The sequence below is a fragment of the Allosphingosinicella sp. genome, assembly GCF_036403745.1.
Lineage (GTDB): Bacteria > Pseudomonadota > Alphaproteobacteria > Sphingomonadales > Sphingomonadaceae > Allosphingosinicella.
Genome location: NZ_DASWQI010000085.1, coordinates 41016 through 56023 on the forward strand (window position 1 = coordinate 41016; position 15008 = coordinate 56023).

Below are 15008 nucleotides of genomic sequence, written 5' to 3' on the forward strand. Positions count from 1 at the left end.
CGGCTAGCGCTTCAGCACGTCCTGGAAGGCGGCCACTGCCGCAGCAGGGCCGTCCCGGTGCGTCCAGACGCTGCTGGAGACAGCGAGGAAGTCGGCGCCCGCTTCGACGAGAGCGCTGCCATTGTCCGGCGTGATGCCGCCGATGGCGACGCACGGCATCTCGAACAGCCGCGACCACCAGCCGAGGATCGACGGGTCCGGACGGTGCTGCGTTTCCTTCGTGGTGGTCGGGAAGAAGGCGCCGAACGCGACATAGTCGGCGCCCGCTTCGCCGGCCTCCATGGCGAGATGGCGGCTGTCGTGGCAGGTGACGCCGATCTGCGCATTGGGGCCGAGCAGGGCGCGGGCATCGCGCGGGTCGCCGTCGCCCTGACCGAGATGGACGCCGTCGGCGCCGAGGCGCCTGGCGAGGCCGATGTCGTCGTTGACGAGAAAGGCGACGTCGCGGGCGCGGCAGATGTCGAGGAGGGGCCCGGCCAGAGCCGCCGCCTCATGCTGGTCGAGCCCCTTCACCCGGAACTGGAAGGCGGCGACGGGGCCGCCGGCCAGCGCCGCCTCGAGGCGGGCGGGGAAGTCGCGGCCCGTGTCGAGCGGGGAGATGAGGTAAAGCTCCGCCGCCGGTCGCCGGACGGGATCGAACCGGGCCGCGAAGCCCGGATCGAGTTCAACGCCCGTATCCTGCGGCTCCTCGGCCTCCAAGTTACTCCTCGCCCTTGTAGATGCGGACCAGGCGGTCGAGCATGGCGAGGGCGTCTTCGCGGCTGCGCTGGAAGGCGTTGCGGCCGATGATCGAGCCGTTGCCGCCGCCGTCGCGAATGTCGCGTGCGTCCTGGAACACCGCGTCGGTGCCCTTGGTGGCGCCGCCCGAGAAGACGACCATCCGGCGGCCGGCGAAGCAGGACTGGACGACGTGGCGGACGCGGTCGGCCTGTTGGGACCAGTCCGCGCCTTCATAGGCCTTCTGCGCGTCCTTCTGCTCGATATGGGCGGAGGGCAGCTTCACCTTGATGATGTGGGCGCCGAGGAGGGCGGCCATGTGGGCGCCGTAGGCGGTGATGTCGAGGCCGAGCTCGCCCTCCTTCGAGACGTCGCCGCCGCGCGGATAGGCCCAGATCACGGTGGCGAGGCCGACCGCCTTGGCCTCGGCGGAAAGCTCGCGGATCTCCTCGATCAGCTCGAAATTGTCCTCCGAGCCAGGATAGGTGGTGAAGCCGATCGCCGAGCAGCCGAGGCGCAGCGCATCGTCGACGCCGCCGGTCACCGCCTGGTCCTTGCGCGTCGCCCAGCTGTTCGAGCTGTTGATCTTGAGGATGGTCGGGATTTGCCCGGCGAAGGTCCCCGCCCCCGCCTCGAGCGCACCGAGGGGCGCCGCATAGGCGTTGAGGCCGGCGTCGATGGCGAGCTGGTAATGGTAATGCGGGTCGTAGGCCGCCGGATTGACCGAAAAGCTGCGGCCGGGACCGTGCTCGAAGCCCTGGTCGACGGGCAGGATGATCATCTTGCCGGTGCCTGCGAGGCGCCCCTGCATCAGGATGCGGGCGAGGTTCGCCTTGGTGCCGGGATTGTCGCTCTCATATTTGTTGAGGATCGCCTTGACGGCGGGGGTGATGCTCATGGTCGCTCCCTTTGGCTTTACCGGGCGGATAGCCTCCGCCGTGCCGCGGGGCAACAGGAGCGGTCAGGTCCCCGGCTCCCCGTCCCCTCCCCCCGTCGGCGCTTCGTAGGGCGCGTCGAAGTAGGGCGAGGCGATGAGGAAGTCGGCGGCGGCGCGGTTGGTGGCGCAGGCGACGTTGTAGAGGGTGGCGAGGCGGGTCAGCGCCTTGACGTCGACGTCGTGCGGCATCGGCGACAGGGGGTCGGTGAAGAAGACGAGGATGTCGATCCCGCCCTCGGCGATGCGGGCGCCGAGCTGCTGGTCGCCGCCCAAGGGGCCCGAGCGAAGCGCGGTGAGGGTGAGGCCGGGGCAGGCCTCGCGGATGCGGGCGCCGGTGGTGCCGGTCGACCAGAGGAGATGCTTTGCCAGCACCGCCTCGTTGGCCTCAACCCAGCCGACCAGCTCCGCCTTCTTGCGGTCGTGGGCGACGAGGGCGATCTGCTTTTGCGCCTTCATGGCGGGCTCCTCAGGACGGCGTCGGGAGCGCCGATATGGCGCGCGCGGCGCGGCTCTGATACCCCTTGCGGAGACGTCGCCGGGAGGGGAAGCCGATGAGCACGCACGACCATGTCGACCTTGACGGGTTCATCGACGGCGTGAAGCGGCGCAACCCCGGGCAGAGCGAATTCATCCAGGCCGTCACCGAGGTGGCGCAGGACGTCTTTCCCTTCATAGAGGGGAAGGAGGAGTATCACCGCTGGCAGATCCTGCGCCGCATCGCCGAGCCCGACCGGGTGGTGAGCTTCCGCGTCGTCTGGCAGGACGACAACAACCACATCCGGGTCCAGCGCGGCTGGCGGGTGCAGAACAACAACGCCATCGGCCCGTACAAGGGCGGGCTGCGCTTCCACCCGTCGGTGACCGAGAGCGTGCTCAAGTTCCTCGCCTTCGAACAGACCTTCAAGAACGCGCTGACCGGCCTGCCCATGGGCGGCGGCAAGGGCGGGTCGAACTTCAACCCCAAGGGCAAGTCCGACCATGAGGTGATGCGCTTCTGCCAGAGCTTCATGACCGAGCTCTACCGCCATATCGGCGCCGACGTGGACGTGCCGGCCGGCGACATCGGGGTCGGCGGGCGCGAAATCGGCTACATGTTCGGCCAGTACAAACGCATCACCAACCAGTTCACGGGCGTCCTGACCGGCAAGGCGCTCGAATATGGCGGCAGCCTCATCCGCACGGAGGCGACCGGCTACGGCGCCGTCTATTTCCTCCAGAACATGCTGAAGCGGGCCGGGAGCGGCCTGGAGGGCAAGACGGCGGTCGTCTCCGGCTCGGGCAACGTTGCGACGCATGCGGCGGAGAAGCTGGTGCAGCTCGGCGCCAAGGTGCTGACGCTGTCGGATTCGGAAGGCTTCGTCCACGATCCGGACGGCTTCGACCAGGCGAAGATCGACTGGGTCAAGGCGCACAAGACGCGGCGACGCGGGCGCATCTCCGACTATGTGCAGGAGTATAAGCAGGCGACCTTCCACGCCGGCAAGACGCCCTGGGGCGTGCCCTGCGACGTCGCCCTCCCCTGCGCGACGCAGAACGAGCTGCTCGGGGCGGACGCGCGGACCCTGGTCGCCAACGGCTGCACTGCGGTCGCGGAAGGCGCCAACATGCCGACGGATCTCGAAGGCGTGCACGTCTTCAAGGACGCCCGCATCCTCTACGCGCCGGGCAAGGCGGCCAATGCCGGCGGCGTCGCCGTGTCGGGGCTGGAGATGAGCCAGAACAGCGCGCGGATGAGCTGGAAGGAAGCCGAGCTCCAGACGATGCTGGAAACGATCATGGCCGACATCCACGACCGCTGCGTCGCCTACGGCCAGAGCGCCGGCGAGGCCTATGTCGACTATGTGAAGGGCGCGAACATCGCCGGCTTCAAGAAAGTCGCAGACGCGATGCTGGCGTTTGGGGTGGTGTGATCACTTTTCCTTGAGTTGGGCGACGCCGTCCCAGCCGGGGGGCGGGGGATCGGCGCGGTAGCGTTCGATGAGGGCGCGGTAGCGGGCGTAGAGCGTGGCGAGGCCGTAGCCGCGGGCGGCGGTCTCATTCGCCGACGCGCGGCGCTCGGCTTCGTCCCAGTCCTGCGCGCGATAGGCGGCGAGCATGGTGGCATGGCCATCGAGGAAGGTTCGAAATTCGTGTCGGCCCGCGACCGTCTCGTCGCCGACCAGCGCATAGACGGTTTCCGGGCGCTCGCGGCCGACGACGCGGACGCGGTCGAGTTCTATGAGCGCAAACTCCGGAAGCTGCGCCGCCAGCACGGCGCCGATGGCGATGCGGACGCCATATTGCTTGGTGAGGCCTTCGAGGCGCGAGGCGAGGTTCACGGTGTCGCCGATCAGCGAATAAGAGAGGCGCCGGGCCGAGCCCATGTTGCCGACGCAGCACGGGCCGGCGTTGAGGCCGATGCCGATCTCTACCGTGCCGGGCCAGTCCTCGCGGCCGGCCATGTCTGCGTTCAGAGCGTCGAGACGGGCGGCCATGTCCAACGCGCCGCGGGCGGCATTGCGATACTGGTCGGGATCGTCGAGCGGCGCATTCCAGAAGGCGAGGATGGCGTCGCCGATATATTTGTCGATGGTGGCGCGGCGGGCGATGAGGATGTCGGTCATCGGCGTCAGAAAGGCGATGAGGAAGCCGATGATCTGCTGCGGGCCGAGCCCTTCCGAAATGTGCGAGAAGCCCCGAATGTCGCAGAAGAGCACGCTCATCTCGCGCACTTCGCCGCCAAGCTCGAGCTGCGAGGGATCGTCGGTAATGCGCTTGACGAGGTCGGGCGAAAGGTAGCGGTCGAAGGCGCCGTGGATGTAGCGGCGCTGTCTCTCCTCACGCACGTAGGTGAAGAGGGTGGCGACGAGATAGCAGGCGAGAAGCGCGAGGAGCGGCGCCGTCGGATCGACGAGCAGATGCTTTTCCTCGAATGCGTACCAGCTGCCGCCGCCTGCGCCGCCCGCAAGCAGCCCCGCGAACAGGGCACCCCGCAAAGCCCCGAGCCAGGGCAAGGCGAGCGCAAGGGCGATGCCAGCGCCGAGCAAGGCCGCCATTTCGAGCCCCGCCGCCCAATCGGGGCGCGAGAGGAAATCCTGCAGCACCATCTGCTCGACGGCCTCGGCGTGAAGGGTGACGCCGAGCTCGCGATCCGCCACTGGAGTCGAGACGAGGTCGCGCAGGCCGACGGCGCCGGTGCCGATGAAGACGATGCGGCCGGAGAACAGCCGCTGCATCTCGGCCGGCGGGAGCTTGCCCTCCAGCACCTTCCAGGCCGGAACGACGCGTTCGGGAACGGGGGCGGTATAGTGCATCCACAGTTCGCCGCGCTCCGTGACGGGGACTTCGGCGGCGCCGATCTTCACCGCCACCGCTTCGGGTCTTCCCGAATTGACTTCGCCGCTCGCGTCGCTGCTCTTGAGGACGAAGCCGCCGGCCTCCTGCGCCACCCGCAATGCTTCGGCCGAGAGCGAGGGCAGCAACGTATCGCCGACCTTGGCGACGAGCGGCACGCGGCGGACGATGCCGTCCGCATCGCCGCGGAGCGACACGAAACCGAGGCCGCGGGCGGACGCCTGTAGCGCCGGCAGCGGGACGATGGCGCCGCGATAGGCGTTGAGGCTGGCCCCGGGATCGCTGCCGGCGACGGCGAAGCCAGCCTTCGGTTGGACGGGAGCGCCGCTGGCGTCGGCGGTGAGGAAGAGGCCGAGGACGGCCGGCGCGGCGGCGAGGGTCTCGGCGAAGCGGCCGTCCTGGTCCGGGAGGCCCCTGATCGCCGCGATCTGCGCGGCCGGCGCGCCCTGCCGCTCGGCGAGCGCCGCCAGGCGCCCCGGCGACGTGCGGTCCGGCTCCGAGAAGACGATGTCGAAGGCGATCGACGCCGCGCCGGCGTCTGCGATCGCCTTGGTGAGGGCGCCGACATCGCCGCGTGGCCAGGGCCATTGGCCCATGCGGCGGATCGTCTCCTCGTCAATGTCGACGATGCGCACGCCCGCGTCCCTGAAGGGCCGCGGCGACAGGCGCTGGTAGGTGTCGAACAGCAGCCCGCGGGCTTCAGTGAAGATCGTCGGCTGCAAAAAGGCGAGGAGCGCGACGAGCAGGACCGGGACCAGGCCCGCGGCGGCGATGGTCGAGCGGCGCGTCGAGGCCGGCGGGCGCTTCGTGCGTCTGGCCAGCATCGTCCCCCGCCGCCCCCCTTCGGCCCGGACCGGACCGGGGCTGAAATGACGTTGCGGCAACGGTGCGCGAATGATAGCCCTTAGTCAATCGACGGCGCCGCATGCGGCGGTGCCGCCCACGTCGACCATCGGCCGCCGAAAGGGGTCCCGACGATGCGGAGATTTGAGGTGCGGTGCTGGCTTGGCGCGATCGGTCTCGCGGCCGCGGCAACGCTCGCGACACCCGCCTGCGCCCAGCGCGCGCCGACCGACGCCGAGACGCTGATCGGCGCATCGCTGTCGCCGGACACGGGTATGACCCTCGCCCGCAGCGAGATCGCCGAAAGCGACCTGCTCGGCGCGCTCGGCACGCTGGAGCGGGTGCTGTTCGCGCATCCCGAAGCGGTGCCGCCGCGGCTGCTCTACACGGCCTTGCTCTGCCGGCTCGACGACCGGGAAGGCGCCGAGGTCGAGCTTGGGCAGTTCGACGGCCACGCCTTCGCCGAGGCCGACTGGGCGGAGGTCGCGGCCGCCTGTCCGGGCATCACCCGGCCACCGCCGCCCAAGGGCCGCCGGCGGTGATCCGCGCCATCGTCTCCGTCGGGCGGCCGATCGCCCTCGCCGCCGCATTGAGCATGGCCGTGAGCCCGGTGCTGGCCCAGACCCAGGCGGGAATCGCCGCGGCGGTGCGCAACAAGGTCGAGATCCGCAGCGCCGCCACCCGCAAGGCGCATCCCGCCGCGCTGCGTGAGCGGTTGTACATGGCGGACCAGGTGCAGACCGCCGCGGCGAGCCAGCTGCAGATGCTGCTGATGGACCGGACCACCTTCACCGTCGGCGCCAATGCGCGGGTGACGATCGACCGCTTCGTCTACGATCCGGCGGCGAACAGCCGGCAGGTCGGCATCTCCGTCGCCCACGGCGCCTTCCGCTTCATGTCGGGGCGCGCGCTGGGGCGGCCTTCGGGGGCCGTCAGCGTGCGGACGCCGGTGGCGGCGATCGGCATCCGCGGCACGATCTTCGAAGGGGTGGTCGGAGAGGATGCGATTCGCATCGCAGAGGACGAGCCGGCGGTCGGCAAGCGCGTCAAGGCGGACAAGGGCGAAGCATCGCTCATCGTGCTGCGAGGGCCCGGGCCGCGGGCGCAGGGGGACGTCGTGCCCGGAATCATCGACGTCACGGTCGGCGATCGGACGGTCACGCTCGACGGGCCCGATCTTGCCCTCTACGCGCCGCGCGACGGAGCGCCGCCGATCGGCCCGTTCCGCATCTCGCCGGCGGGGCTTGAAGCGCTGCAGGACCTGCTCCGGACGAGTCCGGGCTCCGCACCGGGCAGCGGCGGCGGCAACCACACGGCGCGCAACATCGCCATCGGCGCGGGAGTGGTGGCGGCGGGGATCATCGGCAGCAAGCTGCTCGGCGGCGGAGGCAAGAAGCCGAAGCCGGGGGCGCCGAAGAACCCGAACGCCCAGGCGCCGCCGCCGCGCAAGCCGAACGGCGGCTGATCCCGGTGCGCGGCAAGCGCCGCTTCACGGCTTGCCTCAACAATGCGGTCTAAGTCATAGTCGGGACGTTCCGCGCCGCACCGCCGCGCGGGCAACAAGGGGGGCGAATGGGCCGCAGCCGCGGAACTGCCTGGAGCGTTGCGGCCGCCTTTGCCGGTGCTTTGCTGCTCCTCGTCCTGTTTCTGGCTGAGGGCGCCGGCGCGGCCGAGCCGTCGGCCCAGGCTTTCGTCGGCGTGGCGAGCTGCGCGGGCACGACCTGCCACGGCCGCTTGGAGGGAGACGGCAAGGTCGTCCGCCAAGACGAGCTGATGCGCTGGCAGGATCCGGCGAGCCCCGCCGGCATCCACAGCCGCGCCTTCCGTGCCCTTGCCGAGCCGCGCGCAAAGGCGATCGCGGCGCGGCTGGGGATCGGCGAGGCGACGAGCGCGCCGCTCTGCCTCGGCTGCCATGCGACGCCGACCGCGGGGGCGGCGACAGGCCCTCGTTTCCTGCGCTCCGACGGCGTCGGCTGCGAGGCGTGCCACGGCGCGGCCTCGGAATGGCTGGCGAGCCATTATTCGGTCGGCGCGAGCCACACCGGCAATGTCGCGCGGGGGATGGTGCCGCTCGACACGCCGCGGGCCAGGGCGTCGAAATGCCTCGACTGCCATTACGGCAGCGGCGCCACGGGGCAGTTCGTCGACCACAGGATCATGGCGGCAGGCCATCCGCGGTTGTCGTTCGAGCTCGACCTGTTCACGACGCTGCAGCAGCATCATGTCGAGGATGCCGATTACGTCCAGCGCAAGGGACGGCGCTCCAACGTGCAGGTGTGGGCGGTCGGCCAGGCGCTGGCGCTGGAGCGGTCGCTGGCTTTGTATGCGACGCCGAAGGGGACGAACGGCGTCTTTCCCGAATTCTACTTCTTCGACTGCCACACCTGCCACCGCGCCATCTCCGACGACCGCCGCTTCCAGCCGAGCGCGGCGGCCAATCCGGGACGGCCGATCCCGAGCGGGATGCCCGCTTACAACGACGAGAACATGATCATGCTGTCGGCAGCGCTGCGGGCGACATCCCCTGCCCTCGCCGCCCGTTTCGAGCGCGACAGCCGCGCCTTCCACGCCGCGCTGGCCGAGGACCGCGGCAGCGCGCTGGCGGCCGCGGCGCGGCTGAGGGGGACCGCACTCGCCGTCGCCGATCAGTTCGACCGCGGCGGCGTCAGCCGGCCACAGACCTTCGCGATCATCGACAGCATCGCGGGCAATGCGGTCTCGGCGCGGTTCACCGATTACGAGGGCAGCGTGCAGGCGGTGATGGCTGTCGACACCTTGCTCTCGGCGCTCGTCAATGCGGGGCAGGTCGATGGCGCCGCGGCCAAGACGATCCGCGGCGACATCGAGATCGCGTACAGGGCAGTGCGCGAGCCCAATGCCTACGATCCGCGCGAATTTCGCGCCGGCCTGGGGCGCGCCGCCGCGGCGATCCGGAGACTGCAATGAGGCGGGTGCCCGGCGCCGTCGCCATCGCCGCCCTGGTCCTCGGAAGCTGTGGCGACGGCGGCGGTGGGACCAGCGGCGGCGGGGGCCCGGTCGCCGTCACGCCGGCGCCGACGCCCCCTCCCCCGCCGACGTCCAATTACGCGGTGCCGGCTCAGGAGGCGCTCACCCAGGCGGATGTCGAGGCGGTGCTGGCGCGGGGCATCAACGAGGCGCAGGGGCGCTCGACGCCCGCCACCTTCGCGGTGGTGGACCGGGTCGGCAACGTCCTCGCCGTCTTCGCGATGGCGGGCGCCAATCCGCGGCTGTCGATCCCGGTGGCGCCGGACGGCAGCGCGCATGACCTGCAGGGCGTCGACGTGCCCGGCGGCGCGGCGGGAGCGATCGCGAAGGCGATTACCGGCGCCTATCTTTCGTCGGGCGGCAACGCCTTTTCGACGCGAACGGCGAGCATGATCGTGCAGGCGAACTTCCCGCCCTCCAAGGCGACGGTCGAACTGGAGAGCGGGCCTCTGTTCGGGGTGCAGTTCAGCCAATTGCCCTGCTCGGACGTCGCCGCGCGCTTCAAGGGCAATGTCGGCGCGGCGGGCTTCATCGGGCCGAAACGCTCGCCGCTCGGCCTCGCCGCCGATCCAGGGGGCTTCCCGCTCTACAAGAACGGCGTGCTGGTCGGCGGCGTCGGGGTGATGGCGGACGGCGTCTACGGCTTCGACCCGGAAGTGCAGGACGTGGACCGCGACACGGACGAAGCGATCGCCTTCGCCGCCGCTTCCGGCTTCGCGCCGGGCGACGACATCCGAGCGGACCGGATTACCGTCGACGGCACTCTGCTCCGCTATTCGGACGCCGCGCCCGGCGACCTGGTGCGCAACCCGGCGAGCGCACCGCCCTTCTCCGGCGCCGCGGGAGCGCTGGTCACCGTCCGCGGCTATTACGACGCCACGGCGGGCATCCTCGCGGGCCGCGCTTATGGCTCCGAAGCTTCGGGCGTTCGCGCTTCCGCCGGCGCCGAATTCTCCAACCCCGACGCCTTCGTTCTCACCAACGGCGCGGGCGGCAACCGCTTCCCGATCCGGGCGGGCACCGATGGCCTGCTGGCCGCCGGCGAGGTGACGGCGCTGCTCGAGGAAGCGTTCAAGATCATGACCGCGGCGCGCGGGCAGATCCGTCACCCGCTCGACAGCCGCGCGCAGGTCTCGATGGCCGTGGTCGACACCAATGGCGCGGTGCTCGGTCTCGTCCGGGCGCCCGACGCGCCGATCTTCGGCATCGACGTCTCGGTGCAGAAGGCACGTACTGCGGCCTTCTTCTCCAATGCGACCACCGCAGCGCAGCTGAGCACCAGTTCGGACCCGGATGTGCGCGCCTTCTACACCGCGGCCCAGCCGCTGTTCACATCGAACTGGGCGTTCAGCGACCGCGCCATCGGCAACATCCACCGGCCGCACTTTCCGGACGGCGAGGCGGCGCAGCCGCAGGGGCCGCTGTCCCGCTCGATCGCCCAGTTCAACCCCTTCTCGACGGGGCTCCAGTCGGCGCTGATCCAGGCGGAAGTGAAGGCCCATGTCGGCTTCGTGCTCGGGGCTGGATCGGATGTGCCGGCGCAATGCGGCGGTGCGGCGGGCGTGTCGCGGCTCGCCAACGGCATGCAGATCTTCCCGGGATCGGTGCCCATCTACCGCGGCGGCACTTTGGTGGGCGCGATCGGCGTGTCTGGCGACGGCATCGACCAGGACGACATGACCGCCTTCCTCGGCACCAACAACGCCGCCGCCCGCCTCGGCACCCTTGGCAATGCCGACCCCGCGCGCCGCTCCGACCAGATCGTCCTGCAGGTCGGCGCCGTCAGCGCGCGCCTCCGCTTCGTCAACTGCCCGTTCGCGCCGTTCCTGGGGACGAGCGACCAGAATGTCTGCCAGGGCAAATGAGCCTGACGATGGCCCTGCTCCTCGCCTCGGCTGGGCAGCCGCCGGCCGAGGCCGAGCCGCCGCCGCCGCCCGCGCCGCTTCCCGGCCGCCGCCGTCCCGGCGTGCCGCAGCAGGTGCTCGACGAACCGGTGTCGCAATCCAATCCGGGCGCGTTGCGGGCGCCGCCGCCGGAGGCGTTTCCGACCGACCAGGTGCCGGTGCCGGACCGGTGGCGGCTGGTCGAGAGCCTCGGGCTGGTGAAGGAGCGCTGGTTCGATCCCTACCACCAGAACACATATAAGGGCGACCGGCCGCTGTGCCTGCCGACCAGGGAGGAGCAGGCCCGGCGGGCGGCGGCTGGGCAGCGCCCGTGCGCCACGCCGCGCTGGCTCGGGCTCAAGGAGCATGACTGGTTCTTCTCGGTGAACGCGGTGTCGGACACGGTGATCGAGCCCCGCACCTTTCCGATTCCTGTCGGGGTGCAGACGACGAACCGGCCGGGCAGCAACGACGTGTTCGGGAAGAACGGCAGCCTGCTCCTGTCGCAGACCTTCATCCTCGGCGCGTCGCTGACCAAGGGGTCGACGGCGTTCATGCCGCCGCATGTCGAATATCGCGTCAGCCTCGCCTTCAACATGAACTATGCCGACGTGTCGGAGCGCCGCATCCTCAACGTCAAGCCGTCGAGCCCGACCTCGCGCCTCGACGGCTGGGTGGGGGTGCAGGAGGCGTTCGTCGACTATCATCTCCGCGACGTCTCGGCGCGCTACGATTTCGACAGCGTCCGGGTCGGCATCCAGCCCTTCCAGCTCGATTTCCGCGGCTTCCTGTTCAACGACCAGCAGCTTGGCGTGCGCCTGTTCGGCAACCGCGGCGGCAACCGCCTGCAGTACAACTTGCTCGCCGTGTGGCGGCTCGAGAAAGACACGAACAGCGGGTTGAACGACGTGACCCAGACCCCGCGCAAGGACTGGGTGCTGCACGCCAATCTCTACCGGCAGGACTTTCCCGTCCCCGGCTTCACCAGCCAGGCGAGCCTCACCTGGAACGCCAATCGCGAGCGCGGCGACATCGAGGTCGACAAGAACGGCTTTCCGGTCCGCCCGGCGCTGATCGGCACTTTGCGGGCGCGCAATTACGACGTCTTCTACCTGGGCTATAATGGCGACGGTCACTTCGGGCGCTTGAACCTCACCGCCTCGGTCTACGGCGCGTTCGGCTGGGACCGGGGCTCGATCTTCACCGGCCGCAGCGCCCAGATCCGCAGCTACTTCCTCGCCGCCGAGCCGAGCTGGGACGTGAACTGGATCCGCCTCCGCGCCTCGATCCTCTATGCGAGCGGCGACGGCAAGCCGTTCGACAACAAGGAGGGCGGCTTCGACGCGATCTTCGAAAACCCGATCTTCGCCGGCGCCGACACCAGCTACTGGATCCGCCAGTCCATCCCCTTCGCCGGCGGCGGCCGCGCCGTGTCGCTGAACGGCCGCAACGGCATCCTCAATTCGCTCCGCTCCTCGAAGGAGCAGGGCCAGTCGAACTTCAACAATCCCGGCACCGTGCTCCTCGGCGCCGGCGCCGACTTCGACATCCTGCCGACGCTGCGGCTCAGCGCGAACTTGAACCATCTCTGGTTCGCCGACACAGCCGTGCTGCAGGCGCTGCGCAACGAGGGCAGCATCCCCCGCGACATCGGCTGGGACCTGTCGGCGGCGGCGATCTGGCGCCCCAAATTCACCCAGAACCTGGTCCTGCGCGCTTCGGCGGCGGTGCTCCAGCCCGGCCCCGGCTTCCGCGACCTCTTCGCCAACTCCGACCGCGACAAGCGGTACGTCTCGGTGCTTCTCAACGCGATCGTCGCCTACTGAGGCTCGGGATGGGGCGGTCACTTGTGACTGTTCCCCGGTGCGCAGCGACCGGCGAGAGCCGCGGAAGGTCACGCTGTGGTCACGCCTAGCGCGCCCTGAGCCGCCCGGCGGACCCCACCCCGGAAGTTTCGAACTTTCGTGGTTTTTAAAAATCCTTTCGATCAAACCCGGCCCCTTCGATCGATTCTCTCTATAAGTCGGGGCCGCGGTGCAGGCGTGCGGAGCGCCCGAATCGCGTGCCGTTGCCCGCGGGCGGGAGAGAAGCTGTGCCGCTGTCATGGTTGGAACATAGCATAAACGGACGAGAATTACCATGGGCCATGAGGGGGGTGCGGGAGGCGGCTGAGCGATGGTGCGGCTGTCGAGTCCCGGCCGTGCGCTTACCGTGTCGGTGCCGGGTGCGTACCGTGCGGGTGCCGGGTGCTTACCGTGCCGTTGCCGGGCCGGTGCTGGGTCAAACCCGCCCCGGTGCCGGCCGGAGCCGCGAAAATTACGGCGAGTTCAGGGTCGCACCCGCACCCCGCTGCGCGATTCGTTCTATGTCATGTGCGGCTTCGACCACAAGACGGGCAATATGTGAACGCCCAAGGCCACGGCGTGAACGCGATGGAGGGCTTCTGGGCTCAGCTAAAGCGCGGCATCAAGCGGACGCATATCCGCGTCAGCGCGAAGTACCTTCCGAAGTATCTGGGCGAGTTTGAGTACCGGTCAACATTCGTCACGTTCCGCAGCTGATGCTTGAGCGCCTGATGTTGTCTTTCCCTCGCTAGGCGCTGTTCCGGAGGCCATTGCTTTCAGGAGCCCGTTAAAGCGGCGATGGTGCTCGTGCTCCTCAACCATTCTTTCCACTCCGTGTCGTGTTTGCCATAAGGCGATCATGGGGAATACGACGACCACGGCGGTAGCGCCAGCCAGCCCACCAGATGTAGCCGTAGGACAGCACGGCACCCAAACCACAAGCGCTCACGAAAGCCAGCCAGAACCCACGATACCGGCGGGTTGGATCGAGCCGATTTCCCTTCTCACCCTGTGGCTTGCCATCGCGACCACCGGCCTTGTGATCTACACCGCTCGCCTGTGGAGGGCCACCACCGACTTGGCCAAAGACGCTAAATCGACCAGCGATTCTCAAGCCGAGAAAATGGAGCGGTCTATTCAGGAGGCCGCTAGAGCCGCCAAGGCGATGGAGGGCGTAGCTGGGTCCATGGCCGTGAACGCCGCTCAGATTGTTCGCAGCGTAGAAATCACGGAACAGATGGCTGAGACCCAGCGAGAGTTTAGCAAGATCCAAATGCGGGCGTATGTTGCTATCTTGATCGGAGGTGGGCTCTATCAGGACCGCGGGCTTAGATTCCAGGCCGACCCGCTTCTTGTGAACAGAGGCAACACTGTAGCTCGCCATGTCCGCTTTAAGATAGCCGCTGACGTTCTGCCGATCCCCTTGCCCGACACTTTCAAATACCCGCTGCCTAAGGAATGGGGGGGTGGGAATATTCTCGATCCGATGCAGGACGGGGCGATAACGGCCATCGCTCCCGGGCGCGTTGATGACGACATGGCGCTTTCCGTCAAGAACGGTATTGGCGACATGGGCCTCTATGTTTGGGGTGTCGTCGAGTACATGGACGTTTTCAAACAACGCCATCGGCGGACATTCGCACAACGCGTATGGTGGATTCCTTCCGCGTTCGACGGCGAAGGAAATCCTACCGGATGGCAAGTCCGCGGCCTGTACCTGCCCGACCATAATCGCGGCAACTAGGGCCGCAGCTTCAACAATCTCCATTCCAAGTTGGAGCCCACCCCGTAAAAAGCACGGTACATGCTTAAAAGGGACAAGCGCCAAACAAGTTTAGGGTTACGAGGAATTGCGGGCGATGGTGCAGTTGTTGCGGAGGCCGGCGCCCGGCCTTGCGGCGCTGGCGGTGAAGATCGAGCTGGTTGTCGCGGAGCAGGTGTGGGAGCTGCGCGCCGGGGAGGCGTGTCTGGCGGCGCTGGTGCGGGATGTACGGGGCTTTGCTGGGGTTTAGCGGGGCGGTCTCGCTGGTTCGCTCCGTTGGTCCCTTGCCTGACGGCCCGCCGTGCGGTCACGGCTATCCTGTCTACTTCAAAGCGCAATAGGCCAGGGTAAGTAGCATCGGAGCAACCGTTACGGCTCGCAGGATGCGGATGATCGGCCGGTCGCGAAAGAGCAGCAATGCGGCCATCAATCCCCCCCAGGCCATGATGAGCGCACCGTTGCGATGATCGGGCGGGCTCGGCGACCCATAGACGAGAAGCCCCCATGTGAATGTGAGCACCGCGAGGCCCCAGATGTACCGACCCATCATGCTCACGTCACGTCTCCGCGATCGCATCTGCGTTGAACGGGCCGGTGTACGACAGCAAAGTTAAGGTCTGCTTCGAGGGACGGAGCGGTGACAGGTACGTACCTGGGACGGAGCGGTGACAGGTACGTACCTG

At 68.7% G+C, this 15008-nt stretch carries 14 protein-coding genes; 9 read left to right on the top strand and 5 right to left on the bottom strand.

Features of this window, described 5'->3' with window-relative positions; translation table 11 throughout:
* Nucleotides 1-3 precede the first annotated feature (3 nt).
* From thiE to VGC56_RS16275, 3 genes are all read right to left on the bottom strand, one after another.
* Nucleotides 4-699 (bottom strand): thiamine phosphate synthase, encoded by a 696-nt coding sequence (thiE, locus tag VGC56_RS16265; RefSeq protein WP_464126551.1) that lies wholly within the window; start codon nt 697-699, stop codon nt 4-6.
* 1 nt (nt 700) lies between these two features.
* Nucleotides 701-1615 (bottom strand): class I fructose-bisphosphate aldolase, encoded by a 915-nt coding sequence (locus VGC56_RS16270; RefSeq protein ID WP_464126552.1) that lies wholly within the window; start codon nt 1613-1615, stop codon nt 701-703.
* A gap of 63 nt (nt 1616-1678) precedes the next feature.
* On the bottom strand, nt 1679-2110 hold the full coding sequence (locus VGC56_RS16275) for a methylglyoxal synthase (RefSeq protein WP_464126553.1): 432 nt from the start codon (nt 2108-2110) through the stop codon (nt 1679-1681).
* Between the two features lie 95 nt (nt 2111-2205).
* Here VGC56_RS16275 and gdhA point away from each other — a divergent pair, with 95 nt between their 5' ends.
* Nucleotides 2206-3564: an NADP-specific glutamate dehydrogenase gene (gene gdhA / locus VGC56_RS16280; RefSeq protein ID WP_464126555.1), complete on the top strand. Its 1359-nt coding sequence runs from the start codon at nt 2206-2208 to the stop codon at nt 3562-3564.
* On the opposite strand, the gene VGC56_RS16285 is transcribed toward gdhA, so the two are convergent.
* The gene (locus tag VGC56_RS16285) at nt 3565-5811 is read right to left on the bottom strand and encodes a CHASE2 domain-containing protein (protein ID WP_464126557.1); all 2247 of its coding nucleotides are present in this window, start codon (nt 5809-5811) and stop codon (nt 3565-3567) included.
* A gap of 153 nt (nt 5812-5964) precedes the next feature.
* On the opposite strand from VGC56_RS16285, the gene VGC56_RS16290 reads away from it, so the two are divergent.
* The 8 genes from VGC56_RS16290 to VGC56_RS16325 all read left to right on the top strand — a co-directional run bounded on the left by VGC56_RS16290 (nt 5965) and on the right by VGC56_RS16325 (nt 14575).
* Nucleotides 5965-6372, top strand: a complete 408-nt coding sequence (locus tag VGC56_RS16290) for a hypothetical protein (protein ID WP_464126559.1) — start codon at nt 5965-5967, stop codon at nt 6370-6372.
* On the top strand, nt 6369-7295 hold the full coding sequence (locus VGC56_RS16295; RefSeq protein WP_464126561.1) for a FecR family protein: 927 nt from the start codon (nt 6369-6371) through the stop codon (nt 7293-7295). The genes VGC56_RS16290 and VGC56_RS16295 overlap by 4 nt, the downstream gene beginning before the upstream one ends.
* A gap of 107 nt (nt 7296-7402) precedes the next feature.
* Nucleotides 7403-8776 carry a multiheme c-type cytochrome gene (locus tag VGC56_RS16300; protein WP_464126562.1) on the top strand — a complete coding sequence of 458 codons (1374 nt, stop codon included), beginning with the start codon at nt 7403-7405 and terminating at the stop codon, nt 8774-8776.
* Nucleotides 8773-10701: a heme-binding protein gene (locus tag VGC56_RS16305; protein ID WP_464126564.1), complete on the top strand. Its 1929-nt coding sequence runs from the start codon at nt 8773-8775 to the stop codon at nt 10699-10701. Before VGC56_RS16300 ends, VGC56_RS16305 begins: the two co-directional genes overlap by 4 nt.
* Nucleotides 10698-12545 (top strand): hypothetical protein, encoded by a 1848-nt coding sequence (locus VGC56_RS16310; RefSeq protein ID WP_464126565.1) that lies wholly within the window; start codon nt 10698-10700, stop codon nt 12543-12545. The genes VGC56_RS16305 and VGC56_RS16310 overlap by 4 nt, the downstream gene beginning before the upstream one ends.
* A 576-nt stretch (nt 12546-13121) precedes the next feature.
* Nucleotides 13122-13280, top strand: a complete 159-nt coding sequence (locus VGC56_RS16315; RefSeq protein WP_464126567.1) for a transposase — start codon at nt 13122-13124, stop codon at nt 13278-13280.
* Nucleotides 13281-13422: 142 nt separating this feature from the next.
* Nucleotides 13423-14307 (top strand): hypothetical protein, encoded by an 885-nt coding sequence (locus VGC56_RS16320; protein ID WP_464126568.1) that lies wholly within the window; start codon nt 13423-13425, stop codon nt 14305-14307.
* 115 nt (nt 14308-14422) lie between these two features.
* Nucleotides 14423-14575 carry a hypothetical protein gene (locus VGC56_RS16325; RefSeq protein ID WP_464126570.1) on the top strand — a complete coding sequence of 51 codons (153 nt, stop codon included), beginning with the start codon at nt 14423-14425 and terminating at the stop codon, nt 14573-14575.
* A gap of 72 nt (nt 14576-14647) precedes the next feature.
* On the opposite strand, the gene VGC56_RS16330 is transcribed toward VGC56_RS16325, so the two are convergent.
* Complete coding sequence (locus VGC56_RS16330) at nt 14648-14881, bottom strand: hypothetical protein (RefSeq protein ID WP_464126571.1); 234 nt, start codon at nt 14879-14881, stop codon at nt 14648-14650.
* Nucleotides 14882-15008 lie beyond the last annotated feature (127 nt).

What these genes read in the sequence shown, in the direction of transcription:
- VGC56_RS16270 (WP_464126552.1), bottom strand. Translation starts at nt 1,615, where the DNA reads ATGAGCATCACCCCCGCCGTCAAGGCGATCCTCAACAAATATGAGAGC.
- VGC56_RS16275 (WP_464126553.1), bottom strand. Translation starts at nt 2,110, where the DNA reads ATGAAGGCGCAAAAGCAGATCGCCCTCGTCGCCCACGACCGCAAGAAG.
- gdhA (WP_464126555.1), top strand. Translation starts at nt 2,206, where the DNA reads ATGAGCACGCACGACCATGTCGACCTTGACGGGTTCATCGACGGCGTG.
- VGC56_RS16285 (WP_464126557.1), bottom strand. Translation starts at nt 5,811, where the DNA reads ATGCTGGCCAGACGCACGAAGCGCCCGCCGGCCTCGACGCGCCGCTCG.
- VGC56_RS16290 (WP_464126559.1), top strand. Translation starts at nt 5,965, where the DNA reads ATGCGGAGATTTGAGGTGCGGTGCTGGCTTGGCGCGATCGGTCTCGCG.
- VGC56_RS16300 (WP_464126562.1), top strand. Translation starts at nt 7,403, where the DNA reads ATGGGCCGCAGCCGCGGAACTGCCTGGAGCGTTGCGGCCGCCTTTGCC.
- VGC56_RS16305 (WP_464126564.1), top strand. Translation starts at nt 8,773, where the DNA reads ATGAGGCGGGTGCCCGGCGCCGTCGCCATCGCCGCCCTGGTCCTCGGA.
- VGC56_RS16310 (WP_464126565.1), top strand. Translation starts at nt 10,698, where the DNA reads ATGAGCCTGACGATGGCCCTGCTCCTCGCCTCGGCTGGGCAGCCGCCG.
- VGC56_RS16320 (WP_464126568.1), top strand. Translation starts at nt 13,423, where the DNA reads ATGGGGAATACGACGACCACGGCGGTAGCGCCAGCCAGCCCACCAGAT.
- VGC56_RS16325 (WP_464126570.1), top strand. Translation starts at nt 14,423, where the DNA reads ATGGTGCAGTTGTTGCGGAGGCCGGCGCCCGGCCTTGCGGCGCTGGCG.